Source organism: Mesorhizobium sp. M0960, from assembly GCF_040319055.1.
Classification (GTDB): domain Bacteria; phylum Pseudomonadota; class Alphaproteobacteria; order Rhizobiales; family Rhizobiaceae; genus Mesorhizobium.
Window position 1 is genome coordinate 74730 of the sequence record NZ_JAMYNN010000017.1, and the last position, 24850, is coordinate 99579.

At 63.3% G+C, this 24850-nt stretch carries 28 protein-coding genes; 12 read left to right on the top strand and 16 right to left on the bottom strand.

Annotation, left to right across the window (positions count from 1 at the left end):
- Positions 1-28 precede the first annotated feature (28 nt).
- The 5 genes from NKH63_RS24770 to NKH63_RS24790 all read right to left on the bottom strand — a co-directional run bounded on the left by NKH63_RS24770 (position 29) and on the right by NKH63_RS24790 (position 4033).
- Entirely contained in the window at positions 29-436 is a 408-nt protein-coding gene (locus NKH63_RS24770; protein WP_352482064.1) for a hypothetical protein, read from the bottom strand.
- Positions 429-1574, bottom strand: a complete 1146-nt coding sequence (locus NKH63_RS24775; protein WP_023719235.1) for a hypothetical protein — start codon at positions 1572-1574, stop codon at positions 429-431. Before NKH63_RS24775 ends, NKH63_RS24770 begins: the two co-directional genes overlap by 8 nt.
- Before the next feature lie 35 nt (positions 1575-1609).
- Positions 1610-2698 carry a hypothetical protein gene (locus NKH63_RS24780; protein WP_352482066.1) on the bottom strand — a complete coding sequence of 363 codons (1089 nt, stop codon included), beginning with the start codon at positions 2696-2698 and terminating at the stop codon, positions 1610-1612.
- 213 nt (positions 2699-2911) lie between these two features.
- Positions 2912-3301: a c-type cytochrome gene (locus NKH63_RS24785; protein ID WP_352482068.1), complete on the bottom strand. Its 390-nt coding sequence runs from the start codon at positions 3299-3301 to the stop codon at positions 2912-2914.
- A 120-nt stretch (positions 3302-3421) separates the two neighbouring features.
- Complete coding sequence (locus tag NKH63_RS24790; protein ID WP_023719232.1) at positions 3422-4033, bottom strand: thymidine kinase; 612 nt, start codon at positions 4031-4033, stop codon at positions 3422-3424.
- 93 nt (positions 4034-4126) lie between these two features.
- Here NKH63_RS24790 and NKH63_RS24795 point away from each other — a divergent pair, with 93 nt between their 5' ends.
- The 4 genes from NKH63_RS24795 (at position 4127) to choV (ending at position 7357) form a co-directional block, all read left to right on the top strand.
- Complete coding sequence (locus NKH63_RS24795) at positions 4127-4255, top strand: hypothetical protein (RefSeq protein WP_280940418.1); 129 nt, start codon at positions 4127-4129, stop codon at positions 4253-4255.
- Positions 4256-4270: 15 nt separating this feature from the next.
- Positions 4271-5206, top strand: a complete 936-nt coding sequence (gene choX / locus NKH63_RS24800) for a choline ABC transporter substrate-binding protein (protein ID WP_352591725.1) — start codon at positions 4271-4273, stop codon at positions 5204-5206.
- A gap of 118 nt (positions 5207-5324) precedes the next feature.
- Positions 5325-6179, top strand: coding sequence for a choline ABC transporter permease subunit (choW, locus tag NKH63_RS24805; RefSeq protein ID WP_023719230.1), 855 nt, complete (start codon positions 5325-5327; stop codon positions 6177-6179).
- Complete coding sequence (choV, locus tag NKH63_RS24810; RefSeq protein ID WP_352482071.1) at positions 6176-7357, top strand: choline ABC transporter ATP-binding protein; 1182 nt, start codon at positions 6176-6178, stop codon at positions 7355-7357. Before choW ends, choV begins: the two co-directional genes overlap by 4 nt.
- 236 nt (positions 7358-7593) lie before the next feature.
- Here the strand turns inward: choV and NKH63_RS24815 are convergent, their stop codons facing one another.
- A complete protein-coding gene (locus NKH63_RS24815) occupies positions 7594-9003 on the bottom strand; it encodes an ATP-binding protein (RefSeq protein ID WP_352482072.1) in 1410 nt (469 codons plus the stop codon).
- Positions 9000-9716, bottom strand: a complete 717-nt coding sequence (locus tag NKH63_RS24820) for a response regulator (protein WP_023719226.1) — start codon at positions 9714-9716, stop codon at positions 9000-9002. The genes NKH63_RS24815 and NKH63_RS24820 overlap by 4 nt, the downstream gene beginning before the upstream one ends.
- Before the next feature lie 237 nt (positions 9717-9953).
- Here NKH63_RS24820 and NKH63_RS24825 point away from each other — a divergent pair, with 237 nt between their 5' ends.
- From NKH63_RS24825 to clpS, 3 genes are all read left to right on the top strand, one after another.
- Complete coding sequence (locus tag NKH63_RS24825; protein ID WP_023719225.1) at positions 9954-10298, top strand: hypothetical protein; 345 nt, start codon at positions 9954-9956, stop codon at positions 10296-10298.
- A gap of 36 nt (positions 10299-10334) precedes the next feature.
- Positions 10335-10550, top strand: a complete 216-nt coding sequence (locus tag NKH63_RS24830; RefSeq protein WP_023719224.1) for a hypothetical protein — start codon at positions 10335-10337, stop codon at positions 10548-10550.
- A 254-nt stretch (positions 10551-10804) separates the two neighbouring features.
- Positions 10805-11110, top strand: a complete 306-nt coding sequence (gene clpS / locus NKH63_RS24835) for an ATP-dependent Clp protease adapter ClpS (RefSeq protein WP_023719223.1) — start codon at positions 10805-10807, stop codon at positions 11108-11110.
- Positions 11111-11150: 40 nt separating this feature from the next.
- On the opposite strand, the gene NKH63_RS24840 is transcribed toward clpS, so the two are convergent.
- The 4 genes from NKH63_RS24840 to NKH63_RS24855 are packed head-to-tail and all read right to left on the bottom strand — an operon-like array spanning position 11151 to position 17979.
- A complete protein-coding gene (locus tag NKH63_RS24840) occupies positions 11151-13238 on the bottom strand; it encodes a hypothetical protein (RefSeq protein ID WP_352482073.1) in 2088 nt (695 codons plus the stop codon).
- Between the two features lie 3 nt (positions 13239-13241).
- Positions 13242-16064, bottom strand: a complete 2823-nt coding sequence (locus NKH63_RS24845; RefSeq protein ID WP_352482075.1) for a DUF4159 domain-containing protein — start codon at positions 16062-16064, stop codon at positions 13242-13244.
- Positions 16061-16975, bottom strand: a complete 915-nt coding sequence (locus tag NKH63_RS24850; protein ID WP_352482076.1) for a DUF58 domain-containing protein — start codon at positions 16973-16975, stop codon at positions 16061-16063. Before NKH63_RS24850 ends, NKH63_RS24845 begins: the two co-directional genes overlap by 4 nt.
- Positions 16975-17979 (bottom strand): AAA family ATPase, encoded by a 1005-nt coding sequence (locus tag NKH63_RS24855; protein WP_023719219.1) that lies wholly within the window; start codon positions 17977-17979, stop codon positions 16975-16977. Before NKH63_RS24855 ends, NKH63_RS24850 begins: the two co-directional genes overlap by 1 nt.
- A gap of 145 nt (positions 17980-18124) precedes the next feature.
- Here NKH63_RS24855 and NKH63_RS24860 point away from each other — a divergent pair, with 145 nt between their 5' ends.
- Genes NKH63_RS24860 through NKH63_RS24870 form a run of 3 tightly spaced genes read left to right on the top strand, consistent with a single transcriptional unit; the run spans position 18125 to position 20665 of the window.
- Positions 18125-18754 (top strand): DUF1285 domain-containing protein, encoded by a 630-nt coding sequence (locus NKH63_RS24860; RefSeq protein WP_023719218.1) that lies wholly within the window; start codon positions 18125-18127, stop codon positions 18752-18754.
- A 13-nt stretch (positions 18755-18767) separates the two neighbouring features.
- Complete coding sequence (locus NKH63_RS24865) at positions 18768-19400, top strand: CoA pyrophosphatase (RefSeq protein ID WP_023719217.1); 633 nt, start codon at positions 18768-18770, stop codon at positions 19398-19400.
- On the top strand, positions 19397-20665 hold the full coding sequence (locus NKH63_RS24870; RefSeq protein WP_352482077.1) for a CCA tRNA nucleotidyltransferase: 1269 nt from the start codon (positions 19397-19399) through the stop codon (positions 20663-20665). Before NKH63_RS24865 ends, NKH63_RS24870 begins: the two co-directional genes overlap by 4 nt.
- 3 nt (positions 20666-20668) lie before the next feature.
- On the opposite strand, the gene NKH63_RS24875 is transcribed toward NKH63_RS24870, so the two are convergent.
- The 3 genes from NKH63_RS24875 to hemF form a co-directional block, all read right to left on the bottom strand.
- Positions 20669-20854, bottom strand: a complete 186-nt coding sequence (locus NKH63_RS24875) for a DUF1059 domain-containing protein (protein ID WP_023679490.1) — start codon at positions 20852-20854, stop codon at positions 20669-20671.
- 286 nt (positions 20855-21140) lie between these two features.
- Positions 21141-21401: a DUF1344 domain-containing protein gene (locus NKH63_RS24880; protein ID WP_023679489.1), complete on the bottom strand. Its 261-nt coding sequence runs from the start codon at positions 21399-21401 to the stop codon at positions 21141-21143.
- Between the two features lie 258 nt (positions 21402-21659).
- Positions 21660-22574 (bottom strand): oxygen-dependent coproporphyrinogen oxidase, encoded by a 915-nt coding sequence (gene hemF, locus NKH63_RS24885; protein ID WP_352919009.1) that lies wholly within the window; start codon positions 22572-22574, stop codon positions 21660-21662.
- A 105-nt stretch (positions 22575-22679) separates the two neighbouring features.
- Between hemF and NKH63_RS24890 the strand changes: the two genes are divergently transcribed.
- On the top strand, positions 22680-22937 hold the full coding sequence (locus NKH63_RS24890; protein ID WP_023679487.1) for a hypothetical protein: 258 nt from the start codon (positions 22680-22682) through the stop codon (positions 22935-22937).
- Here NKH63_RS24890 and soxR read toward each other — a convergent pair.
- Positions 22934-23380, bottom strand: a complete 447-nt coding sequence (soxR, locus tag NKH63_RS24895) for a redox-sensitive transcriptional activator SoxR (RefSeq protein ID WP_023719213.1) — start codon at positions 23378-23380, stop codon at positions 22934-22936. The two genes, NKH63_RS24890 and soxR, sit on opposite strands and share 4 nt — an antisense overlap.
- A 170-nt stretch (positions 23381-23550) precedes the next feature.
- On the bottom strand, positions 23551-24009 hold the full coding sequence (locus tag NKH63_RS24900) for a tRNA (cytidine(34)-2'-O)-methyltransferase (RefSeq protein WP_023719212.1): 459 nt from the start codon (positions 24007-24009) through the stop codon (positions 23551-23553).
- 283 nt (positions 24010-24292) lie between these two features.
- Here NKH63_RS24900 and NKH63_RS24905 point away from each other — a divergent pair, with 283 nt between their 5' ends.
- Positions 24293-24835, top strand: coding sequence for a hypothetical protein (locus NKH63_RS24905; RefSeq protein ID WP_352482080.1), 543 nt, complete (start codon positions 24293-24295; stop codon positions 24833-24835).
- The last annotated feature ends 15 nt before the right edge of the window (positions 24836-24850 follow it).

Here is a 24850-nt window from a genome sequence, read left to right on the forward strand (position 1 = left end):
TCAATCGCACTCCGCCTCGTGCCTTCTGCTATTTCCGTCCGAACAGGCTGGCCGCATACTCGATCGCGAAGATCAACAAAAACATCAATGCATAGAAGGAAGTAAAAGCAACGATAGCATCGAAAGCAGTCCCTATTCCGCCAACAGCTACACCAATTCGAAACCCTGTGAAGGGCACATACAAGGACAATATGAGGATCGTAGAGGCAACTCCGGCGAAGCCGGTGAGACTGGCATTTTTGAGGGAATTCGTTGATGCCAACGCGCCGCCAATTGCTCCGGATAAGACAGCTGCGCCAGCGATGGCGGTAGAGACTCGTTCTGGAACTAGATATTGCAACAAAGCGGCGATGAGCCACGCCGCCAAATTTACGATGACCACGGCAGTGCCGCGGTGTGATGTGGGTGCTGGTGCTGCCGTCTCGTTGTCAGACATCTGAGATGACCTGCCCTTTGGACAGGATGTGGACCTTGTAGCCCGAAAAGATCTTCTGCGCCTCGCCGGCGGCATAGAGCGCCTGATAGGCCTCGTGCGGGATCAGCGCATGGTTCTCATAGCTCGACACGCCCTGGCGCGCGGCCTCGAGATCGTCGGTATTGATGAAGAATTCCTGCGTCGTCTTTTCGCTCGAGAACAGCCCCTTGCGGCCTGGCTTCTCGGCCTTGGAAAAGACCTCCTGGATGGTCCAGGTCAGCAGCCAGGCGTTTTCCGGCTTGCGCACCTTGGCCAGCACTTCGCTTACCGTCGAATTGTTGTCGGTAATCCCTGCAGAATAGAACGGGCCGAGCACGACGCGACGCAGCTGCTTGGGATGCAGCGGTTCGAAATCCTTGTCGAGGTTGACCGCGATGGTCGCCGGCGACAGCGTGTAGGCGGAATTCTTCTCGGTGAAATCGTCGAAACGGTGGGCGAGCTCGGGATTGAGCAGGCCGTCGACCGGCAGCGGAATGTCGACCCTCTCATTAAGCTTGCCGCCGGAGTCGACCAGTTGCCGGATCATGTCATCCGAGGAATCCTCGACCGTCACCATATAGACCAGCGGCAGGTTGGCGCTGCCATCGAAGCAGGCCCAGTGGACCAGATAATAGGGCCGCAACGTCTTCGGATTGACCGAAACCTTGGCCGTCTGGGCCAGCGTGAACGGGCCAAAGGTGGTCTCGCTCTTGACGTCTTCGAGGTAGAGCCGCTCGGCCATCGATTTCTGCAGCGCTTCGGGAAATTCCTTGTGGCGCAGGATGAAGTCCGCCATTTCCTCGCGCAGCTCGCCGGCCAGCGGGAGGTTGGCGAGGCGCGCATCGGCCTGGAGGCGGTCGTTTTCCAGCTCGAGCAGGTTCTGAAAGACCGGAAAACCGCTTTCGGCGCGCGAGATGCGGAACGTCTCGGTGAAGCCCAGCCGGTTGCGCCAGCATGAGAACGACTTGTCGAGCCGCGCAATATATTCGGCGACGATCTTGGCGACGATGCCGTGCCGGTAGAGCGGCGAGCGATCGTCGCGCATGAACACTTCGAGGCCGCCAAGTGCCGCCGCGATCGCCGAGAAATAGCGCGCCGCCGCTTCGTTTTCGGGGGTCATGCTGCCAGCCCTTGGGAGCAGTGCACGTGCAGCAATTACGACTGCACGTAATTTGCCGAATTGTGCTTCTTCATCACGTCGTCGAAGCGGCGGGCGAAGGCATCGTCGGCGAGCTTCTTGCGGCGCTGGATGTCGGCGGTGGCGACCATGTTCTTCTCGTGCATTTCAAGCAGATCGCCAATGTGCTTCTGCGAGGCAGCACCAATGCCGGCCATGGTCTCTTCGGCGGTGTTGTCGACCTGGCTGCCCAGCGTGTTGATCTTGTGGGCGACATCCTGTTGGGCGGCGGTCTTCAGCGAATCTTCCAGCGCCTTGTACAGCACGATGCGCTGCTCGGTATCGATGGTCAGCTTGTTGATCAGCGTCGATTGCGCCGCGATCTGGTTGTTGAGCGAATCGACGAAGGTCTGGAACATCGAGGTGTAGCGCTCCAGCGTCTGGCTTTCGGCCAGCAATTCCTGCTCCTTGGCCTGCTTCTCGTTGTATTCCGTGGCCAGTTTCGAACGCTCGCCTTCAAGCTGCGTGCGCTCCTTCTGGCTGGTCGAGGCGGCGATCTTGTTCTCGATGTCGAGCAGCATCGGGTTGAGCTCCTCGATGCGCTTCTGCACGGTCTCGAGATTGGATATCGTGGTCTTGCGGCGCTCGATCACCTGCGACAGGCTGGCCTCGGAGGTTTTGTAGCGCGTGTCGAGAACCTGCTTCTGCGCCTTGAGGATGCCGACGATGGTGTCGGACTTCGCCAGCAGCTCCTGCAAATTGCCGGCCAGCGACATGTTGCGGACGCGGTCGGTGCGCATGCGCTGCTTGCGCTGGCTGGAGAAGACGCCGACGAAACTTTCCCAGCCGGTGTAGTTCTTCATGCTCTCGAATTCGGCGCCGAAGACGTTGGTGGCGTCCTCGAGGCCGATGATCAGGTCGGCGATATTGCCTTCCATCACCTTCTGCTGCTTCAGCACATCCTCGATGCGGGCATTCTCGATGTCGAAATTGGCGTCGCCGATCTTCTTGTCGGCGGTGGCGAGCGTGTCGAGCACGGCACCGGACTGCTCAATCTTGGTGCGCATGTCCTGCACGACCTGCTTGGTCTTGGCAATCTCGGCATCGAAATTCTGCAATGTCGCCATTGGGGCCTCCCGCTTCGGCATCGGTTTCGTTTCGCAAACCGCCGCGAATATATGTGCCGGGTTTGGCGAATGAAAGACGGAAGACATGGGATTACAGGAAAACAAAGAATTTCAGGAGGCGACTGCAGGATAATCAAGCCATGATTACGCTGTAACTGCCGGCCGGTCAGGCACCGCTTCGACCTCGGCTGGACTTTTGCTCGGGAGCGACGCTCAGGGCTTGGGATCGGCTTTGAGGTAGGCGATGACGTTGGCGATGTCATCGTCGCTGGTCAGGCCGGAGAAGGCCATTTTGTTACCGGGGACCTTCTGCCGGGGCGCGCGCAGGTATTCGGCAAGGTTTGTTTCGTCCCAGACCAAACCGGCGGCGCCGGCATCCTTCATCGCCTGCGAGTAACGGCTGAGATAACTGTCCGCGGTGCCGGCGGTGCGGCCGACGACACCAAGCAGATGCGGGCCGACCTTGTCGCGGTCGCTCGTTGCCTCGTGACAGACCATGCATCTGTTGAAGACCTTCTTGCCGAGAGCAGCATCGCCGTCGGCATGCGCGGCAACGATGCCGGCAATGAGGAAAGCAGTTGCAGACGAAATTACTCGAAGCATGGGAACTCCCGACGGCTCTGGCAGTGGATCAAAATAGGCAGCACGCTCAACAAAGGCCGCAATGGCGCGATTGCGGAACGAATGTCAGCCGGGAGGTCGGATGAAAGCAATAGCGCTGGTTTAGGCTTTGGTGAAGCCGATGAAATCGTCTGGGGCGGCGCGGCCCATTTCCTCTTCCCAATGGCGGCGGCAGAGCGAGACATAGACGTCCTTGCCGATCGCCACCTGTTCGCCCTGTTTGGCCACCTTGCCGTCGGCGCCGAGGCGCACCACCATCGTCGCCTTGCGGCCGCAGCGGCAGATGGTGCGCACCTCGCGCAGGTCGTCGGCGATCGCCAGCAGGGCGCGCGAGCCGGAAAACAGCTTGCCTTGGAAATCGGTGCGCAGGCCGTAGCACATGACCGGGATGTTCAGCCGGTCGGCGATGCGGGCGAGTTGCCAGACCTGCTCCTCTTCGAGGAACTGCGCCTCATCGATAAAGACACAATGGACCGTGGCGTGGTCATGATGCTCGGCGACCCGGGCGAATAGGTCGTCGCCGTCGCGGAACATCTCGGCTTCCGTCTCCAGGCCGATACGCGACGAGATCAGCCCGGTATCGCCCTTGCGATAGTGGCCGGCGATGAACAGCATCGTCGTCATGCCGCGCTCGCGGTAATTATACGAGGCCTGCAACAACATCGTCGTCTTGCCGGCATTCATCGTCGCATAGTGGAAGTACAGCTTGGCCATGCCGTCCTTTTAAGCCGAGTTGCAACAAAGCGGGGAGGGGGAGCGCCTACATTCCACCGGGAAAAGACGACTTCCATCCGGAAAGCGGCGGGCGTGTCGTTGATCGACCAGCCTGCGCCGTTGATCGTGGTTGCCTTAGTGCTTGAAACCGCAGCAGAATGGTGTTTGGCTGACGGAACAAAGGTGGAGATAAAACCGCCACTTCGCTTCACCGAGAACTGAAATGGGAGAATTTCTATGTCGCGCATGAATTCATTCGTCGCCGGTCTCGGCCTGGCGGCTTTTCTATCCACGACTGCGGCCTTCGCCGGCGATCCGGAAAGCTGCAAGGCGGTTCGTCTGTCGGATGTCGGCTGGACCGACATCCAGGCGACAACCGGTATAGCCTCGGTGCTGCTCACCGCGCTCGGCTACGAGCCGCAGGTAATCCAGCTTTCGGTGCCGGTGACGATGGCGTCGCTGAAGAACAAGGACCTCGATGTCTTCCTCGGCAACTGGATGCCGTCGATGACCAACGACATCAAGGACTACACCGCAGAAGGCTCCATCGAGACCGTGAGCGAGAATTTGAGCGGTGCCGGCTACGGCATCGTCGTGCCGACCTATGTCGCCGACGCCGGCGTCAAGACGCTGACCGATCTCGGCAAGTTCAAGGACAAGTTCGACGGCAAGATCTACGGCATCGAGGCCGGCAATGACGGCAATCGTATCATCCTCGACATGATCAAGAACCCGGCCGACAATCTCGAAGGCTTCGAGCTGGTCGAATCGTCCGAAGCCGGCATGCTCACCCAGGCCGAGCAGTCGATCAAAAACAATGAATGGATCGCCTTCCTCGGCTGGACGCCGCATCCGGTGATGGGCGCCATGAAGATCACCTATCTCGACGGCATGGGCGACACTGGCTTCGGCGCCGCCACCGTGCATACGATCGTGCGCAAGGGCTATACGACCGAGTGCCCGAACGCCGGCAAGTTCATCACCAACCTGAAGTTCAACCTGGACATGGAAGGCGAGATGATGGACGCGATCCTGAAGGGCGGCGACGCCAATACGGTCGCGACCGACTGGCTGAAGAAGCACCCGGACGCGGTTGCTCCCTGGATCGCCGGCGTCACCACCTTCGACGGCGGCGACGCGGCGGCAGCGGTGAAAACAGCGCTCGGAAGCTGACCCGACCATCTGGCATGACGAGACAAGGGGCAGCCACGGTAGAAATGGCTGCCCTTTTTCATATCCTGTGACAAGATGACCGTCCGGCAAAGGACGGCGCCGGCAGAAGAGGGGCTAGATGGATCCGATCTCCAAATTCCTGGTCAGCTACAAGATCCCCATAGGCGCGTGGGGGAAGGCGTTTTTCGGCTTTCTCACCGACAATTTCGACACCGTCTTCAGGGCTTTCTCCAACAGCCTCAACTTCCTGCTCGATGGCATCGTCGACGGGTTGCTGTTGCTGCCGCCGGTTCTGCTGATCGCCCTGATCGCTTTGCTCGCCTATTTCCTGCAGCGTTCGAAAGGCCTTGCTTTGGCGGTGTTCATCGGGTTGCTGTTCATCCTCAACCAGAACCTGTGGAAGCAGACAGTGGAGACGCTGGTGCTGGTCGTTGCCGCCGCCGCCGTCTCGATGGCCATTGGCGTGCCGCTCGGCATCTGGGCCGCGCACAAGCCGAAGATCTATCGCGTCATGCTGCCGGTGCTCGACCTGATGCAGACGCTGCCGACCTTCGTCTACCTGATCCCGGTGCTGACCCTGTTCGGCCTCGGCAACGCGCCCGGCCTGATCGTCACCATCATCTTCGTCATCCCGACCTCGGTTCGGCTCACCCATCTCGGCGTCACCTCGGTGCCGAAATCGATCGTCGAGGCGGGCGAAGCGTTCGGCGCCACCAAGCGCCAGCTGCTGTGGAAGGTCGAGCTGCCTTCGGCACTGCCGACCATCATGGCTGGGCTGACCCAATCGATCATGTTGTCGCTGTCGATGGTGGTGTTCGCCGCCCTGATCGGCGCCGGCGGCCTCGGCACAGAGATCAACCGGGCGCTCGGGTCGCGCCGGATCGACCTCGGGCTTGAGGCAGGTCTGGCCATCGTCGTGCTCGCCATCGTGCTTGATCGAATGACGCGCATCGGCGTGGGAGGCAAGAAATGACCGTCGCCGTCGATTTCAGGAATGTCGACATCGTCTTTGGCGCCGACCAGGCCGGTTCGCTGGCGCTGATCGACAGCGGCGCCACCCGTGCCGAGATCCTCGAACAGACCGGTAACGTGCTGGGCTGTGCCGGTGCCAGCCTCACCGTGCACGAGGGTGAGATTTCGGTGCTGATGGGCCTGTCCGGCTCCGGCAAGTCGACGCTGCTCAGGGCCGTCAACCGGCTGAACGTCGTCTCGCGCGGCCAGGTGCTGGTCAAGGACGGCGATGGTACGGTCGACGTCGTCACCTGCGACGAGGCGACGCTTCGGCGGTTGCGGCAAAAGCAGGTGGCAATGGTGTTCCAGCAGTTCGGCCTGCTGCCTTGGCGCACAGTGGAGGAAAATGTCGGCCTTGGCCTTGAGCTCGCCGGCGTACCGGAAGCCGAGCGCAAGGAGCGGGTGAGCAAACAGCTGAAGCTGGTTCATCTCGACCAGTGGTCGAAGAAATACGCGCATGAGCTTTCCGGCGGCATGCAGCAGCGCGTCGGCCTGGCGCGCGCCTTTGCCACCGAGGCGCCGATCCTACTGATGGACGAGCCGTTCTCGGCACTCGACCCGCTGATCCGGACCAAGCTGCAGGACGAGCTGTTGCAGCTTCAGGCCGAGCTGAAGAAGACCATCATCTTCGTCAGCCACGACCTCGAGGAGGCGCTGAAGATCGGCACCCACATCACCATCATGGAGGGCGGGCGCATCGTGCAGACCGGTGCGCCGGAAGACATCGTGCTGCGGCCCGCCAACGACTATGTCCGCGACTTCATCGCCAATGTGAACCCGCTCTCGGTGCTGACCGCCTGGAACGTCATGCGCGACCGCCGCGACCTCGAGCACGGCGAGAACGGCTGGGTGTGGCTCGACCGGCGCAAGACGACGCGCTTCAAGATCGACGAGCATGGGCTGGTGGCGGCGGCCGAGCGCGACGGCAAGCCGGCGGTATGGGTGTCCTGCGCCGATGTCGAAGCCCAGGCGGAAGAGACGGCGCAGGTGTTCTGGGCCAATCCCGGCACCTCGCTGAAGACCGTGATGCTGGCCATGCATCGCTCGCAGACTGCACCGGTGGCGCTGTTCGACGATCAGTCGCGCTTCGTCGGTGCCATCGGCGTCAGGGATGTGCTGAGCGCGGTGCTTCGAAGGTAGTTTTTCTCCTTGGGGAGAGAACCAAGACCAACGCCGAGTTCTGTCGCGCCCCCCTCTGTCCTGCCGGACATCTCCCCCACTTGGGGGAGATCGGCGGTTTCGCAGACGGCTCTCACACTCCAACGTTTGTAGTTGGCGAAATCGGCGACGACAGCCAATTTCCTCACCTGTGGAGGAGATGTCCGGCAGGACAGAGGGGGGCGCGAAGGAACGCCAGCTTAGCCCGATACCGCAAGCTAAACCGCCAGCGGCAGGCGCAGCTCCGTCAACAGGCCGCCATCGGGATGGTTGGACAGGCTGACTTCGCCGCCGGCGCCGCGGGCGATATTGCGGGCTATGGTCAGGCCGAGGCCGAGGCCGCCGGTCTGGCGGTTGCGCGACTGTTCCAGGCGCACGAACGAGCCGAACACGGCGTCGAGCTCGGCCTGCGGTATGCCCGGCCCCTCGTCGCGGATCGCCAGCGTGATGGTCCTGTCCGATTGGCGCAGGCTGAGATGCGCCTTCTTGCCGTACGTCACCGCATTCTGGACGAGGTTGGTGACGCAGCGCCGCAGCGCGACCGGCCGCGCTATGCAGATCAGGCCGCGCGAGCGCGCATCGTCATTGTCGAACGAAACCTCTTTGTAGCCGTCGGCGACCGATTCGACGAGCGACCAGAAATCGATCCTCTCGCTCTTCTCCTCGGTCACCTCGAAAGTGGCGAAGTCGATGACCGAGCTGGCAATGCCTTCGATGTCGGCGAGGTCGTGCCCCAGTGCGGCGCGAATGGTCGAATTCCTGAGCAGTTCGAGGCGCAGCCGCATCCTGGTCAGTGGCGTGCGCAGGTCGTGCGCGAGCGCCGCAGCGAGGTGCTCGCGGTCCTCGACATAGGCGCGCAGCCTTGCCTGCATGGCATTGACCGCCTTCGCCGCGGTACGCACCTCGCGGCTGCCGCTCTCGGCGATCGGCGGGCTCTTCAGGTCCTCGCCGATCCGCTTCACCGCGGTCTCCATCATCCGGTAGGGCGCCGTCAGCCGGCGCAGCGACCAGATCGAGGAAGCCACCACCAGCCCGGCGATCAAGGCATAGAGCGGCAGGCTATCGAAGCTCAGTATCGGCCCGGCCGGCGTGTTCGGTTCGGTGAAGTTCAGCCATTGGCCGTCGGCAAAGCGAAGCGAAGCGGTCAGCTTGTCGCTCTGGGCGAAATCGGCGGCCAGCACCAGCAGGTCGCGCTCGACCTGGCCAACATCGGGACCGGCGACCGTCCCACCGGGAGCGTCGGCTTCGTGCGTTGCCGGGTCGCGGCGGACCCGCGCGTCGGTGATGCCGAACTTCGATAGCCGACCGACCAATATGTCCTCCAATTCGGCCAGCTCGTCGTCGCCGGCTATCGACGAAGTGACGGCGGGCGTGCCGGAGACGGTGAGCGCGTAAGTGGCGTTGAACAGGCCGGAGGCCGTCGCCTTGCGCTGTTCCGGCGTAGCATCATGCATCAGCTGTACCAGCGAGAAGGCGCGGTCGTTGAGCCGGTAGAGATCGACGACTTCATTGGCGGCGGCACGGTCGCGCGAAACGATGTAGAGGGTCGCGATCTGGCTGATCAGCAGGCCGGCGATGACGATGAGCAGCACCCAGGCCGGCAGCGTTTGCGGCAGAATGCGTCTCATTCGGAGGTCGTCTCAGGCAGGAACTGATAGCCGCCGCTGCGCACCGTCAGGATCAGCTTCGGCGTTTTCGGGTCGTCCTCCATCTTGCGCCGCAGCCGGCTGACCAGAATGTCGACGCTGCGGTCGAAGCTGTAGCCGCTGTCGCCGCCGGACAGCTCGATGAGCTGCTCGCGGCTCAGTACGCGTTGCGCGCTCTTGACGAAGGTCTGCAGGAGATTGAATTCGGCCATCGTTAGCTCGATCCTGACGTCGCCGGGCGCCATCAACCGGCGGCGCGAACAGTCCATCGTCCAGCCGGCGAAATGGTAGATCTGCCGCGAAGCGGCACGTCGCGGTTCGGCGGTGCCATTACGCCTCAAGACGGCACGAATGCGTGCGAGCAGCTCGCGCGGATCGAAGGGTTTCGGCACGTAGTCGTCGGCGCCCATCTCCAGGCCGACGACGCGGTCGGTGGTCTCGGTGACCGCGGTCAGCATGATGATCGGTGTCGAATAATTGGCGCGCAACTCGCGGCAGAGCTCCAGGCCGCTCTTGCCGGGCAGCATGACGTCCAGAACGATCAGGTCGACCTGGGCGCGGCGCAGCACGGTCTCCATCTCGGTGCCGTCGGCGGCGACCGATGTATGCAGCCCTCGCTTCTGGAAAAATTCCTGAAGCAGGTCGCGAATGCCCTTGTCGTCGTCGACGATCAGTATGTGGGGGTCGGATTTCACAGGAAACCTGTCATTTGTGGATCGCCCAAGCGGTGCTTCGGCCGTCAGCCAGACGATAGAATTCAGGCCATAAGTTGGCCAGTGGAGATCGGCAGCTCGATCCGGGCCGCCCAGAAACAATCCAGAAACAAAATTCTACAATCCGGAAAAACTGCCGAAAAAAAACAAAGGCATAAGTGGTGCCGTGGCGGTCAGGTCATCGGCTGCGACACGCGTTACGGGATTACGGACAGACCAATGCAAAGGTTCTCGATCAGTCTGATGGGTGCGTTGCTTTCCATTTCGCTCGTCACGGCTGCGGTCGAACATGCCGATGCAAAGCTGGCCGATGCAAAGGCGGCCAATTCAAAGGCGGCCGATGCAAAGGTGGCGACCACCCGCAGCGAGCGTTGCATCGATCTGAACCGCCAGTTTGACGAAGCCCTCGAAACCCATGCCGCGGCAACGCAGGTCACCGCGGCGAAAGCACTTCAAAGAAAGGGAAACCGGTTCTGCGCCAACAAGAAACAGGCACAGGGAATCCGGATGCTCGCGAACGCTTTGAAGCTGCTTGGAGTGACACCGATCGATCCCGTTCAGTGACACTCAATCCGATCTGCACAAAAAGGAAGTGAAGCCATGAAAAAGTCCCTCCTCTCCGCCCTCGGTCTCGCCATCGCGCTGGCCCTCTCGATGCCGGTTCTCGGCGCCAGCAGCGCCAATGCCGCGACCACCACCCCGGCTGCGACGACAACGACGACCGCTGCGCCGGCCAAGGCCGTGAAGAAGGTCGCTGCCAAGAAGACCGTCAAGAAGCACAAGAAGCACGCGGTCAAGGCAGCTCCGAAGGCCTGATCAAGCGACATCTTCTGCCGTATGAGAAGACCGCTCCAGTTGCGATTTGCCTGGAGCGGTCATCTTTTGTTGCGTGCAGACAGTACGGCCGGTCCCGGCCCACACCGCCGGTTGAACGCCAAACGGCAGTTCCCACATAGGCATGGATTTGTGAACTGCGCTCGCCGGGAAGCCGATCGCGCGCGGTTGAATGGACGACCGCTTTTGCCCATGTCAAAATGACCGCAAAGCTGTCGTACGCAATTGCCGGTCCAATGCCTGAAATCACGACAAAACCCCGTACCAGCACGAAGCCGAAGGTCGAACGGCCGAAGCTCTACAAGGTCATCCTGGTCAATGACGACTTCACGCCGCGCGAATTCGTCGTGACGGTGCTCAAGGCCGAGTTCAAGCTCAGTGAAGACCAGGCACATAGGGTTATGATCACCGCTCACCGGCGCGGCGTCTGTGTCGTCGCCGTCTTCACCAGGGATGTCGCCGAGACCAAGGCGGCGCGGGCAACCGATGCCGGCAAGGCTAAGGGCTACCCGCTGATGTTCACGACGGAGCCGGAGGAATAGAGCTCCTCCCTCGCCCCGTTTGCAGGGAGAGAGAAGGGAACTACCGTCCTTCGCGGTACCACATCGAGCCCATCGCCAGAAGCAGCAGGCCGAGGCCGAGGAAGCCGCCGAACAGCGGCACGCGCGAGACGGCCTTGAGCACGCTGTCGTCGGTGGTGCGCAGGCCGATCCAGTCGTTGCCGGAGGCAGCGCCCGAGGCACGAACCGGGACGATGGAGGGCAGCGTGACAGTGCTGGTGAGATTGCCAATCGCCGAGGCCGGCGCCAGCCGGCGAACGCTGCCGCCGGTTGCCTCAGCCGGCGGTTTCAGCCGGTTCTCGGTGGAGACGACGTCGGTGAATTCCGGCGCGTTGACAGGCCCGACATGGGCCAATGCCGTCAGGTCGCCATTGCCGACCTGATAGAGACCGATTTCGCTGGTCTCGACGCTGCCGAGGAAGACGCCTGGCTCGGATTTCTCGAGCCTGACGATCAGTGCCTTGCCGGACGGCGTGATGACCTGCGCCGGGCCGGGGTCGTCGCTCATCGTCTGGCGGCGAATTTCAAGCACCATGCCGCGGCCGTCGGCGGTCAGCCGCTCCTCCTCGAGTTCGGGCTCCTTCATCAGCCAGTGGGCGATGCGTCGGTAGAGCTGGACATGCGGGCCGCCGCCCTCGAAGCCGCGCGCCCATAGCCAGCCCTGATCGGACAAAAGCATGCCGACGCGGCCTTCGCCCTTGCGGTCGAGCAGCAGCAGCGGCCGGTTGTCGGCGCCCTTCATCACCACCTCGCCCTCGGGGTTCTCGACGCCGATGGTGCGGAACCAGCGGCTCCAGTGCGGCGGCTCGGTTGCGGAGCCGTCGAGCCCGCGCGTGACCGGATGGCGCTGGCCGGTATCGGTGAGACGTGGGTAGAAGGCCTTGTCGATGACCTCGCCGGTCGGCATTGCCGGCAGCGCCGACATCAGCGGCGTGCGGGCGATCGAGCTTTCGCCGGCATATTCGGGGCCTGCCGCGATTAGCAGCGCGCCGCCTTTTTCGACATATTCGGAAATGTAGTCGTAATAGAGGATCGGCAGCACGTCGCGGTGCTGATAGCGGTCGAAGATGATCAGGTCGAAATCCTTGATCTTCTCGACGAACAGCTCGCGTGTCGGGAAGGCGATCAGCGACAACTCGTTGATCGGCGTGCCGTCCTGCTTTTCCGGTGGGCGCAGGATGGTGAAGTGCACGAGGTCGACCGAAGCGTCGGATTTCAGCAAATTGCGCCAGGTGCGCTCGCCGGCATGTGGTTCGCCGGACACGAGCAGCACGCGCAGATTTTCGCGGATGCCGTCGATCAGCGCGATGGCGCGGTTGTTGGTATCGGTGAGTTCGCCCGGTTCGTGGTCGATGGCGAGTTCGACGATGTTGCGCCCGGCGCTGGGAATGGTCACCTGCAGCGGCATCGCCTGGCCGATGTTGGCGTGCTCGACCGATACCTGCTCGCCGTTGACCGATACGCGGACATCGACCGGGCCGGTTTCGTTGTTGGTGGCGATGACGCGATAGGTCATGTCGAGCGGCTTGCCGACGAGGCCGAAGCGCGGCGCATTCTCGAAGCGGATGCGACGGTCCTTTTCATGGTCGTTGCCGGTAATCAGCGCATGCAGAGGGGCATTGAAGTCGGGTGCGCCAAGCGGCGCGTCATGCACCTCGCCGTCGGTGATCATGATGGCGCCGCCAATGCGCGACGGCGGCACGTCTCGGAAAGCATTTTCGAGCGAGGAAAACAACCGCGTCTCGGTGCGCTCGTCGGCGGCTTCGGACTTGCCGGCTTCGACGACACGGACGTCGAACTGCTTGAAGCGGCCGAGACGCTGCTGAAGCCCGGCCAAGGCCGCGTCGGTCTGCTTGGTGCGGTTGCCTATATCCTGGCTCTGGCTGCGATCGACGACGACGGCGACGATACTTTTCAGCGGCTCGCGCTCTTCGTCGAGGAATACCGGATTGAGCAACGCCGCAGCCAGCGCAATCAGGGCTGCCAGGCGGAAGATCGCGCCGCGCTGGCGAAACCAAAGGCCGACCAGCGCCAGCAGCAGCAGCGGCAACAGAACCACGGCGAGCAGCGGCCAAGTGATGAGCGGTTCGAAGGCGAGCGACCAATTCATGGTCTATTGCCCCAGCCGTTCGAGCAGCACCGGGACGTGCACCTGGTCGGATTTGTAGTTGCCGGTCAGCATGTACATCATGATGTTGACGCCGGCGCGCAGCGCATAGATGCGCTGCATCGGATCCGACGGCACGGTCGGCAATAGCGGGTCGCCATTCTCGTCGACCGCCCAGGCGCCGGCGAAATCATTGGCGGTGATCATGATCGGGGAAACGCCGTCGCCGGTGCGCACCGGGCGGTGCTCGGTGTTGCTGGCTTCGAGCGATGCCTCGACCCAAAGCGGGCTGCCGGCAAAGCGGCCGGGAAACTCTGGAAGGATGTAGAAGGATTTGGTCAGCACGTGGTCCGAAGGCACCGGTTCCAGCGGTGGCACGTTGAGGTTGCCGAGGATGTCGCGCAGCCGCTCCGTTGCGGGGCTGGTCGAATCCGCACCAATGCCGTTGGCGAACTGGTCGCGGGTGTCGAACAAGACCGTTCCGCCCTGCTGCATATAGGCGTCGATACGGGCGATGGCGGCCTCGCTCGGCATCGGGGCGGCGGGATCGATCGGCCAGTAGATCAGCGGGTAGAAGGACAGTTCGTCCTTCGAGATGTCGACGCCGGCCGGTGCTCCGGGTTCGAGCGCGGTTTTTTCGATGAGAAAGCGGGTCAGGCCTTCGAGCCCGGCGCGGCTGATCGAGTCGACACCCGGCTCGCCGGTCAGCACATAGGCGATCCGGGTCTTTGAAATGTCCCCGATCGCCTCCGTATCTCCCGGTTTGGCGTCGTCGGCACGCGCGACGTCCGCGTGGCCAATCAAGGCGCCGAGCGCAATCAGCAGGACGGCTGCCGTCGCCGCAGCACCGGGACGGCGCGGGCGGCGCGACAACAGGCCGCCCATCCAGAATACGGCAAGCGTGTCGAGCACCATCAGCACCAGGGTGGCCGTGACAAGCGGACCTTTGAGGTTGCGCTGCTCGTCGAAGGCATACTGGACGGTGGTGACCGGCACGGTGATCTCAGGCCGGGCCAGCGGCGTGAATGCGCTGTCGCCACCGAGCAGATTGTGAGCGAATACCCCCGTCTCGGAGCCGTAGAGGCCGGGCGGGTTTTCCAGCGTCACCGGCAGCGGGCCGGCGCCGGGCACCAGCGGCCTGGCGTCCGGCGTCGGCGGCACCAGCGTGCCGTCGGCGGCGATCATGCGATAAGGTGCCAGCGACGTGGCGGCGGCTTCGGCATTGGCGACCGCCGCTCCCTGGTTGCGCGACAGTTGCACGATGCGCCGCAGCATCTCGACGAAGCTGCCGGAGATCGGCAGGTTGGACCATGTCGCCTCGGGGGTGACGTGGAACAGCACGAGCGTACCCTTGTCCTTCTTCATCCCGGTCACCAGCGGCGTACCGTCGGCAAGGGTGGCCCAGGTGCGCTCGACGATATCGGGCGTCGGTTCGGCCAGCACCTGCCTGGTGACGGTGACCTCGGTGGGCGGCGCGAGGTCGGCGAAGGGGCCGGTTTTCGGGAATTCGGTGACCGGCTGCGGCGCCGTCCATGACAGCGCGCCGCCCAGCGAGCGCTCGCCTGTGCGGAGCCGGACCGGCAGCAGGTCGTCGTCATTGCCGGCAGCGGCGAGCCGCGAACCGGCAAAACGCACCAGCGTGCCGCCCTTGTCGACCCAGTCGACCAGCCTTTCCCGGGCCTGTTCCGGAATGGTGCCGACATCGGCCATGACGATCATCGCCGGTTTCTGATCGAGCAGTTGCGGGATGGCATCGGCGAGATCGACGCTGGACGGCTCGACGAGATCGGCGAAGGGCTGCAGGGCGCGGCGGATGTAGTAGAGCGGCGACAGCAGCGGTTGCGCCTGGTCGGCCTCGGCCTGCGACAGCAGCCCGACGCGGCGGCGTTTCGAGCTCTCATCGAGCACGCGGACGGCACCGGCCTGGCGTTCGCCATCGAGCGCGATGTAGGCGAAGTCGTTGCGGAGTTCGAACGGCACCGCCATCGTGGCGGTGGCGGTGGTTATGCCCGGGGCAAAGGTCAGCGTCGCGTCGGCGATGCGGAGGCCCTTGTCGTCGAAGGCGCCGGCCGTCACCTGTGCAGGTGCCGGATCGCCCGGTGCGCGGATGGCGGTCAGGGCGAAGCCGTCGACCTGGTTATCGGCGCCGGTCAGGCCGGTCAGCGACAGTCGGTCGGAGACGGCCCAGACGACGCGTGCTGCGTTCTTCGACAACAGCGTGTTGAAGGCGGCTTCGTCGCCTTGCGCCGCCAGGCCATCGGCGAGCACGGCAACGCTGGTGCCCGGCAGCGACTCCAGGGCTGATGCGACGCGGGCATAGACGGCGGGGCGGTCGGTCGGGATCGGGCGCGGCTTTGCCGCGCGCAGCCGGTTGAGCGCGGCAGCGGCATCGAAGGGACCGATCTCGGCATTCGGCTTCTCGGCGGTGAAAGCGATGAGCACCGGCACACCGTTCGAATTGGCATCGGCGATCAGCCGCTCGGCGGTGGCGACGCGCTTACCCCAGTCGGCGGCACTTGCCCAGTCATTGTCGATCACCAGCGCCAGGGCAGCGCCCTCGGCCGGCAGCTTTTCGCGCGGGTTGAAGACGGGCTCGGCAAGTGCTGCCACGATAAGCGCGGCCATCAGCAGCCTGAGCAACGTCAGCCACCACGGGCTCTGCTGCGGCGTTTCTTCGCGCCTCAGCACGCGGGCGAGAATCCTGAGCGGCGGAAACACCTCGGTTTGCGGCCTGGGCGGGGTCAGCCGCAGAAGCCACCAGATCACCGGCAGCGCCAGCAGGCCCCACAGCACCATCGGCGCCCCGAAGGAGAGCGGCAGCCAACTCATGCGCGAGCCCTCCCGGCAAAGGCGCCCTCGGCGGTCATCGCCATGTGGATGCGCACCAGCGCCTCGGAGGCAAGGCGGTCGGTATGATTGACGGTAAAGCTCCAGCCAAGCCGTTTGCACCACGCGGCCAGTTCCTGGCGGCGGGCGGCATAAAGCAGGCGATATTCTTCGCCCAGCATTTCGGCGCGGCCGGCGGTCAGCTTGTCGCCGGTCTCAGGATCGGTGAATTCGGTGCGCCCCGCATAGGGGAAGCTTTCCTCGGCCGGATCGGCGACCTCGATCAGATGGGCGCGCACGCCGTGGCGGGCGAGCACGTCCAGCCAGACTATGGTGTCCTCAACCGGGTCGAGGAAATCGCTGACGATGACGATGTCGCAGAAGCGGCGGATGCCGGACAGGTCGGGCTTTGCCGGCAGGTCGGCGGCGTGCATCAGTTGCGCCGCGATGCGCTCGGCGCCATTGCGGGCGGTGAACGGGTCGGTCAGGCCCGGCCAGGCAATGCGCTCGCCGCTGCGCGACAAAAGCTCGGCCATGGCCAGCGCCAGCACCAGAGCGCGCGACTCCTTGGAAACGCTGGCTCCGGTCGATTTGTAGAGCATGGAAGGCGAGGGGTCGGCCCACAGCCACACCGTATGGGCGGCCTCCCATTCGCGGTCGCGGACATAGGTGTGGTCGTCGCGCGCCGAGCGGCGCCAGTCGATGCGCGAGGAATCGCCTTCGACATAGGGCCGGAACTGCCAAAAATTCTCGCCGATGCCGCGCTTGCGACGGCCATGCCAGCCGGCAATCACCGTGTTGACGATGCGGCGCGCCTCGACCAGCAGGTCCGGCACCAGGGAAGCCCGCAACCGGCCTCTGGCGAGCGCATCGCGCGTCGCTGTCGGTGCCTGCGCTTCACCGATGCGCGCCATCAAATCCCTTTCGCGAGCTTCGCCACGACGTCGCGTACCGTGGTGCCCTCGGCGCGGGCGGCGAAGGTCAGCGCCATGCGGTGCTGCAGCACCGGCTCGGCCAGTGCGCGGACATCGTCGACCGACGGCGCCAGCCGGCCGTCATAGAGGGCGCGGGCGCGGGCGCACAGCGTCAGCGCCTGACTGGCGCGCGGGCCCGGGCCCCAGGCGACGTGCTTGTCGGTATCGGCGTTGCCCTGGCCGGGACGCGCCGAGCGCACCAGCTTGAGGATCGCCTCGACGACGCTTTCAGGCACCGGCATGCGGCGGATGAGCGTCTGGATGTCCTTCAGCCGCGTCGGCTGCAGCACGTTTTCGGCCTTGGCATCCTCGATGCCGGTGGTTTCCAGCAGGATGCGGCGCTCCGCCTCGATCTCGGGGTAAAGGATGTCGACCTGCATCAGGAAGCGGTCGAGCTGAGCCTCGGGCAGCGGATAGGTGCCCTCCTGCTCCAGCGGGTTCTGCGTCGCCAGAACATGGAACGGCGCCGGCAGGTCATGGCGCACGCCGGCAATGGTGACGTGGTATTCCTGCATCGACTGCAGCAGCGCCGACTGGGTGCGCGGCGAGGCGCGGTTGATCTCGTCGGCCATCAGCAGTTGCGCGAAGATCGGTCCGGAAATGAAGCGGAACGAACGCTTGCCGAATTCATCCTGCTCCATCACCTCTGAGCCGAGAATGTCGGATGGCATCAGGTCGGGCGTGAACTGGATGCGGCGCGAATCGAGGCCGAGCACGATGCCCAGCGTTTCGACCAGCTTGGTCTTGGCAAGGCCGGGCACCCCGACCAGCAGTGCATGGCCGCCTGCCAGCAATGCGACGAGCGTGCGCTCGACGACGCTTTCCTGGCCGAAGATGACCCGGCCGACGCCGTCGCGGACCCTCGAAATGTCAGCCAGCGCCTTCTCGGCCTGCGCCACCATGTCCTTTTCGCTGATCGGGCTTTCCTTGATCATAACGCTCATGCAGCATCGATCCTTCTGGTTGGAAATACCGCTTGGCACCTTGGGGGCCGCAGAATGCCGCGATTCGGCCTCGCATGGCGCCTGCAAAGAACTTAAATCACAGACTTAGGCTGACAAGCGGAACAACAGTGACTATTTCGTGACCATGACAGAAGCCGCCGAGCATCGTGAAGAGAGCCTGACGGCCGCGACCGAGGCGCGTGGGCTAGAGGCGCTGGTCTCGCGCGCGACGCGCGCCGGCAAGGGGCCGGCGCCGGTGGAACGCTGGAATCCGGCATTTTGCGGCGATCTCGACATGGAGATCAAGCAGGACGGCACCTGGTTCTATCTGGGAACGCCGATCGGCCGGATGCCGCTGGTGCAGCTTTTCTCCTCGGTGCTGCGCAAGGACGACGACGGCAAGACCTATCTGGTGACGCCGGTGGAAAAGGTCGGCATCCGCGTCGCCGACGCGCCCTTCATCGCCGTCGAGATGGATGTGTCGGGCGCCGGCGACGGGCAAATCATCACCTTTCGTACCAATGTCGGCGATGTGGTCGAGGCTGGGGCGGAGCATCCGCTGCGATTCGTCGACGAGGACGAGACAGGTGGCCTGAAGCCCTATGTGCTGGTGCGCGGGCGGCTGGAAGCGCTGGTGGCGCGGCCAGTGATGTACGAGCTGGTCGAGCACGGCGAAGAGATCGACATCGGCGGCAAGACGATGTTTGCCGTCCGTTCCAAAGGCGAGGTCTATCCGATCATGCCGGCTGAGAAACTGAAACGGCTGAGCGCATGATGGACCGCCTATGATGGATCAGGTGACGCCGGTGCCATTTTCCGCCGCCGAGTTTCGCCAGCGCGTCGTGGCGCAGCCGCAGGCGCATGCCGGTGACGATTTTGGCGACCACCGCTTCAATCCGGGTCATCCCAGGCTGAAACTGGCCAAGGCGCTGCGCGATGCCGCCGTGCTGATCCCGGTGGTCGACCATGGCCACGAGGCCACGGTCCTTTTGACCCGGCGGGCGGAAAAGCTGCGCAACCATTCGGGGCAGGTGGCTTTCCCCGGCGGAACCATCGATCCAACCGATGTGAGCCCGGAAGCGGCGGCATTGCGCGAGACGTTCGAGGAGATCGGTCTCGATGGGGATCATATCGAGATCCTCGGCCGCATGCCGGACTACGTCTCCGGCAGCGGCTATCGCATCGCCCCGGTGCTCGGGATTGTGCGGCCCGGTTTCAGCCTGACGCTGAATTCCGACGAAGTCGATGCCGTCTTCGAGGTGCCGCTGGGCTTTCTGATGGACCCCGCCAACCACACCAGGGACAGCCGCATGTGGAACGACCTCGAATGGTTCTTTTACGAGATGCCCTATGGCGGCCAGCGCATCTGGGGCGTTACTGCGGGCATCATCCGAACGCTTTATGAAAGGCTCTATTCGTGAGCGATCCGGTGTCGATCGCGGGCAAGGCCGGCTGGCTCGACGAAAGCCACTTGCAGCGCCTCCTCGCCGCGCTGACCGACGGTGGCGAGGAGGCGCGTGTCGCCGGCGGTGCCGTGCGCAATGCGCTTATCGGACAGCCGGTTGCCGACATCGACATCGCCACCACCACAGTGCCCGAGGAAACCATCCGGCGCGCCGAGGCGGCAGGCTTCAAGACGGTGCCGACCGGCATCGAGCATGGCACCGTCACCGCGGTCGCCCACGGCAAGGCCTATGAAATCACCACGCTTCGTGCCGATATCGAAACCGACGGCCGCCGCGCCAAAGTGTCGTTCGGCCGCGACTGGAAAGCCGACGCGGAGCGGCGCGATTTCACCATCAATGCACTCTACGCCGAAGCTGACGGAACTGTCGTCGATCTGGTCGGCGGTATCGCCGATATCGAAGCGCGGCGGCTGCGCTTCATCGGCGATCCGGAAGCGCGCATCCGCGAGGATTATCTGCGCATCCTGCGTTTCTTCCGCTTTTTCGCCTGGTATGGGGACGGCAGGCCGGATGCCGAAGGGTTGAAGGCTTGCGCCCGGCTGAAGCAGGGGCTCGACCAGCTCTCGGTCGAGCGCGTCTGGTGGGAGTTGAAGAAATTGCTGTCAGCGCCAGATCCGTCGCGGGCGCTGCTGTGGATGCGCCAGGCCGGCGTTCTGACCGGCGTTTTGCCGGAAAGCGAGAAATGGGGCATTGATGCCATCCACGGGCTGACCAAGACCGAGAAGGATCTGGCCTGGGCGCCGGACCCGCTGCTCAGGCTGGAAGCCATCGTGCCGCCGGATGCCGCGCGCATGAAAACGCTTGCCGAGAGATTGAGGCTTTCCGTGAGCGAGGCAAGCCGCCTGCGGTACTGGGCGATGACAGCTGCCATCGATCCGAAAACAACCGAAGGAGAGTTGGCGAAAAAGCTCTATTCTGGCGACCGCCAAGGCTTTGTCGATCGGTTGCGGCTGTCGCTCGCTTCCGCTCGAGCCCGCGCGGTCGAAGACAATGACGCACTGCTCGAAGCCGGCGGCTTCTCGCGCCTGCTTGCCTTCGCCGCAAAATGGCAAAGCCCTGTTTTTCCGATCAAGGGCGCCGATCTGACGACACTTGGCGCCTCACCGGGGCCGAAGCTTGGTGCAACGTTGAAGAATCTTGAAAAGGAATGGGTCGAGTCCGGTTTTGCGCTTGATCGCGGCGCGCTGCTCAAGCGCGCCGCAGAGGCACTCCAATCCTAACCATCACGCTGCGTCGCGGACCTTTTCGATGCGCGAGCGGATCGCCTCGATCATCGTCTCGCGGATCACCGTCTCGCCATGCGTCTCGCGCAGATGCTCGACGGCACGACGCATGACCTCTGCCTCCTCCTCGGCGCGTGTGTGCCACTCGCAGCCGGGTACGAGCGACCCGCAATGGAATTCCTTCATCGGCTTCTCCTCATTTCCTCCTTGGAGCGCCGCGCAGCGCACTGACACGGAAGCTCCAGACCTTTGATCTCGCGCATGATCTCGAAACCGGGTTCCGGCATTCGGGTTATACGCTGGCCAGCTAAGCATAACACGATCGAACGGTTTTGGTTGCCTTAGAGCGCCGCGCGTCCAAGCCGACAAGCGGCGTTCTAGTGTACGGGTTTGCGAAAAGGCGGAGCATCGCTGCTCCGCCCTCTACGCTACCTCCGAGGCAAGACGTTGTCTTGCTCCAGCGGGCAGGCCATCACTTCACGATCTTGACTGCCTCGGCAATTTTGTCCTTGCCGCTCATATCCCACGTGACGCGGACCTTTTCGCCGACCTTCAGGCCAGGATCCTTGAAGGTCTGGGGCAACGTAAAGGTGGCTCCGTTATCCAGAACTAGGCTCATCGCCGTTCCATCAAAGCTTTTGATCGTGCCGGTGGTGTGCTTGACCGCGGCGAATGCGGCGGTACCAGAGGCGAGAACGGCAGCAGCGGCTGCGGTCATAATAAGCTTGCGCATGGCATGCTCTCCTGGAAAATGCGGGCACCTGCTTGGGAGAGGTACCCCACTTAATCATGGGCCGTCCGGTCACGTCGGGTCGCAGCTCTCGGGGGGTAAGAACCGCCGGCGTTTCCCGGCCCGACGCGACAAATAGCCCAATCTTTTCAATAGAATATTAGACGAAAAAGATATTTTCTGGTGCGCGTTGCGCCACATTCGCCGTCAAATTCTGGGGATTTGGACCCGATTGCGGCTCACGTTGCGCTCACCGAGATTTTACGGCCATTTCACCTCAGGCGGCAGGCTGGACAGGATCGACGCGACATTGCCGCCGGTCTTCAGCCCGAAGATGGTGCCGCGATCGTGAAGCAAGTTGAATTCGACATAGCGGCCGCGACGGATGAGCTGCTCGTCACGGTCGCCATCGGTCCAGTTATCATTGAAGTTGGCGCGCACCAGATGTCTGTAGACGACGAGAAAAGATCGCCCAACGTCCTGGACGAAGTTGAAATCGGCGTCCCAGCCGCCTTTGTCCTCGCCCGAATGCAGCCAGTCGAAGAAGATACCGCCGGTGCCGCGTGGCTCGTCGCGGTGCGGCAGGTAGAAGTACTCGTCGCACCAGGCCTTGAATTTCGCGTAGTCGGCGATCGCCGCGTTCTTCTCGCAGGCAAATTGCATCGCCCTGTGGAAGGCGATCGTGTCGGGGTCGTCCTGGCTGCGGCGGCGGTCGAGCACCGGTGTCAGGTCGGCGCCGCCGCCGAACCACTGGCGCGAGGTGACGACCATGCGCGTGTTCATATGCACGGCCGGCACGTTGGGGTTCCACGGATGGGCGATCAGCGAAATGCCGCTCGCCCAGAAGGACGGGTCCTCTTCGGCGCCCGGCATCTGCTTCCTGAATTTGGGCGAGAACTCGCCATGGACGGTCGAGGTGTGGACGCCGACCTTCTCGAAGACGCGGCCGTGCATCATCGACATGATGCCGCCGCCGCCCTTGCCGGCATCGCGTTGCCACGGCGTCTTTTCGAAGCGACCGGGCGACCAGCTGGCCTGCGGCCCCTGCAGGTCCTGCTCGATCTGCTCGAAGCTGGCGCAGATGCGCTCGCGCAACGTCTCGAACCACAGCCGTGCCTTCATCTTCTTCTGTTCGATGTCGGCTGGCAGCCCCGCCGGTATCTCGGGTCGTTGCAAATCCTGTCTCCGGTTGCGGGGCGTACCCCGACAAATGACTCGTCTTTTCCGGCCGCGATCCCTAATCTCTTAGGTGCAAGGGTCAAGTGTTAATGGAGTTCTTTCGTGCGCACCCCGGCAAGACCGCCGCTGGATGGCCTGAAGAAGAGGCTCGACCGTTCACGCGCCGAGAACGCGCGCATGCCGCGCGACGGCTTCCTGCGCGAGACCTTCGTGCTGCCGCGCTCCGACGCGCGCCTCAAGGCGAAAGAGTGGTTCGAGCGTTTTCCCAAGCAGGCCTATTGGACAGAGATCGAAAGCTGGTTCGAGCGGCCGGGCGACGTCATCGAATTCACCATCAGGCGGCTGCCGGCGGCGGATTAACGCTCGATCAACAGCCGTCTCGCTCCCGGCCCCCGGGTGCTCAGCCGATCGCCCTTGTTCCGCAGCGGGCATTTGTCAATCGACATGCAGCCGCAGCCGATGCAGTCCGTCAGCCCGTCGCGCAGCTTCTTGAGCTGGGCAATCTTCTGGTCGAGTTCGTCGCGCCAAGCCGTCGACAGCAGATTCCAGTCCTCGCGCGTCGGCGTTCGGCCTTCAGGCAGTGATCGAAGTGCTGTGCCGATCTCGGCCAACGAAATGCCGACCTCCTGCGCCACCTTTATGATCGCCACACGCCTCAGCACGTCGCGGCCGTAGCGCCGCTGATTACCGGCGGTACGGTGGCTGCGGATCAGCCCGCGCGCTTCGTAGAAATGCAGCGCCGACACCGCGACGCCGCTGCGCATCGCCACCTGGCCGACTGTTAATTCCGTTGCCGCAGCCATCTCCGATTTTCCGCTTGACCTCAAGTTAAGTTGAGCTTGTAACGAAGAAATTCTGGATAGGCAAACCGCAGGAGAAGGCGATGTGCGCCTGGGTTAGAATGACAAGCGAGGGCGCAGTCGTCGACCAGAAAGCGGCCGTACTCGCCGCGCGCGCCGACGGTCTGCAAATCCTATCCAAGCTGCCGCATCGCCTCGCCGGCCACCATGGCGACGGAAAGCGCGACGTTGATGCTGCGCGCGGTGCCCTGCATCGGGATGGTAAGTCGCGCATCCGCCGCCTCGTGGACATGATCCGGAACGCCTGCGGATTCGCGGCCGAACAGAAGAACGTCGGCGCCGGTGAAGACGAAATCCGTATAGGCGCTCGCGGCTTTGGTCGACAGCAGCACCAGCCGCCGCGCTTCGCCTTTGCGCCAGTCCTCGAAGGCGTGCCAGTCGACATGCCGGGTCAGCGCCGCCATTTCGAGATAGTCCATGCCGGCCCGTTTCAGCGCCCGGTCGGAGAGCGGGAAGCCGGTCGGTTCGATGATGTCGACCCCAAGGCCGAGGCAAGCGGCGAAGCGCAGGATAGTCCCGGTATTGCCGGCGATATCCGGCTGGTAGAGCGCAATGCGGAGACGGTCGTTCATTTCCGCGTCTTTCTAATAAGTGGCAGATCAGCCACAGAGCTCTCGCGGTTTTGGAAATTCCTGGACTGGCGGGTGGTCATTTTCTGCGAAGTCGGTTATACGGCCAGCATTGTCAACCCGAACCGATGAAGGGGTAATTCATGATGGCCATGCACATCCACCACCCCTCTCGTGGGCTTACCAGCCCGACGGCGGTTTCGGTACGACGATTCTCCTGAACTTCTAGACTTCAATCGCACCGATTCCCGCCGAAACCTTTTTCGGCCTTCGAAGGAATCCGGCGATGTTTTTCAAGCTGTCGAAGGGGCTGAACGCCCCACCTGAACGTGCTTCGACCGATATCACCCTTGCCGCGCGGCGCGTGCCCACGGTCCGGGTTGGTTCACCCTTCTATCTGCATCTTCAACTGGAGGACGGACCGATGTTCGATCCCTGTAGAATACCCGGCTCAAGAAGCCTGCACGAGCGCAAAACCGCGACTTGGGCGCTTTTAATCGGCGAGACCTACTCGTCGGCGGTTCACGCCGAGACCCGCCAGCGTCCGCATCGCGGCATGCTGCCGGACGTCGATTTCTCGCATGCCGTTCCGGACTATAGCCGGCCGTCGCTGGTGCGCCGGATCATCAGGCTCATCCGGCCTGGTGCAAAAACCGGCGCGAAAATCCGGATCGTCAAAACGTCGTCAGCATCGTCAAACGAAACTGTCGGCGAAAGGCCCGCGACAACCTATATAGCCCGAAGCAGGACCGGCGAGGCGGACGATTCCGTATCGCCGGTCCTTGACGCCATGCGGTCTGGGCACGTCGTCCGTTCCCGTGCCGCGTGAGCGGAAACAATATTG

Excerpts from the sequence above, each read along its gene's own strand:
- NKH63_RS24770 (WP_352482064.1), bottom strand. The coding sequence starts at position 436 with ATGTCTGACAACGAGACGGCAGCACCAGCACCCACATCACACCGCGGC.
- NKH63_RS24775 (WP_023719235.1), bottom strand. The coding sequence starts at position 1,574 with ATGACCCCCGAAAACGAAGCGGCGGCGCGCTATTTCTCGGCGATCGCG.
- NKH63_RS24780 (WP_352482066.1), bottom strand. The coding sequence starts at position 2,698 with ATGGCGACATTGCAGAATTTCGATGCCGAGATTGCCAAGACCAAGCAG.
- NKH63_RS24785 (WP_352482068.1), bottom strand. The coding sequence starts at position 3,301 with ATGCTTCGAGTAATTTCGTCTGCAACTGCTTTCCTCATTGCCGGCATC.
- NKH63_RS24790 (WP_023719232.1), bottom strand. The coding sequence starts at position 4,033 with ATGGCCAAGCTGTACTTCCACTATGCGACGATGAATGCCGGCAAGACG.
- choX (WP_352591725.1), top strand. The coding sequence starts at position 4,271 with ATGTCGCGCATGAATTCATTCGTCGCCGGTCTCGGCCTGGCGGCTTTT.
- choW (WP_023719230.1), top strand. The coding sequence starts at position 5,325 with ATGGATCCGATCTCCAAATTCCTGGTCAGCTACAAGATCCCCATAGGC.
- choV (WP_352482071.1), top strand. The coding sequence starts at position 6,176 with ATGACCGTCGCCGTCGATTTCAGGAATGTCGACATCGTCTTTGGCGCC.
- NKH63_RS24815 (WP_352482072.1), bottom strand. The coding sequence starts at position 9,003 with ATGAGACGCATTCTGCCGCAAACGCTGCCGGCCTGGGTGCTGCTCATC.
- NKH63_RS24825 (WP_023719225.1), top strand. The coding sequence starts at position 9,954 with ATGCAAAGGTTCTCGATCAGTCTGATGGGTGCGTTGCTTTCCATTTCG.
- NKH63_RS24830 (WP_023719224.1), top strand. The coding sequence starts at position 10,335 with ATGAAAAAGTCCCTCCTCTCCGCCCTCGGTCTCGCCATCGCGCTGGCC.
- clpS (WP_023719223.1), top strand. The coding sequence starts at position 10,805 with ATGCCTGAAATCACGACAAAACCCCGTACCAGCACGAAGCCGAAGGTC.
- NKH63_RS24840 (WP_352482073.1), bottom strand. The coding sequence starts at position 13,238 with ATGAATTGGTCGCTCGCCTTCGAACCGCTCATCACTTGGCCGCTGCTC.
- NKH63_RS24845 (WP_352482075.1), bottom strand. The coding sequence starts at position 16,064 with ATGAGTTGGCTGCCGCTCTCCTTCGGGGCGCCGATGGTGCTGTGGGGC.
- NKH63_RS24850 (WP_352482076.1), bottom strand. The coding sequence starts at position 16,975 with ATGGCGCGCATCGGTGAAGCGCAGGCACCGACAGCGACGCGCGATGCG.
- NKH63_RS24855 (WP_023719219.1), bottom strand. The coding sequence starts at position 17,979 with ATGAGCGTTATGATCAAGGAAAGCCCGATCAGCGAAAAGGACATGGTG.
- NKH63_RS24860 (WP_023719218.1), top strand. The coding sequence starts at position 18,125 with ATGACAGAAGCCGCCGAGCATCGTGAAGAGAGCCTGACGGCCGCGACC.
- NKH63_RS24865 (WP_023719217.1), top strand. The coding sequence starts at position 18,768 with ATGGATCAGGTGACGCCGGTGCCATTTTCCGCCGCCGAGTTTCGCCAG.
- NKH63_RS24875 (WP_023679490.1), bottom strand. The coding sequence starts at position 20,854 with ATGAAGGAATTCCATTGCGGGTCGCTCGTACCCGGCTGCGAGTGGCAC.
- NKH63_RS24880 (WP_023679489.1), bottom strand. The coding sequence starts at position 21,401 with ATGCGCAAGCTTATTATGACCGCAGCCGCTGCTGCCGTTCTCGCCTCT.
- soxR (WP_023719213.1), bottom strand. The coding sequence starts at position 23,380 with ATGGCTGCGGCAACGGAATTAACAGTCGGCCAGGTGGCGATGCGCAGC.
- NKH63_RS24900 (WP_023719212.1), bottom strand. The coding sequence starts at position 24,009 with ATGAACGACCGTCTCCGCATTGCGCTCTACCAGCCGGATATCGCCGGC.
- NKH63_RS24905 (WP_352482080.1), top strand. The coding sequence starts at position 24,293 with ATGTTTTTCAAGCTGTCGAAGGGGCTGAACGCCCCACCTGAACGTGCT.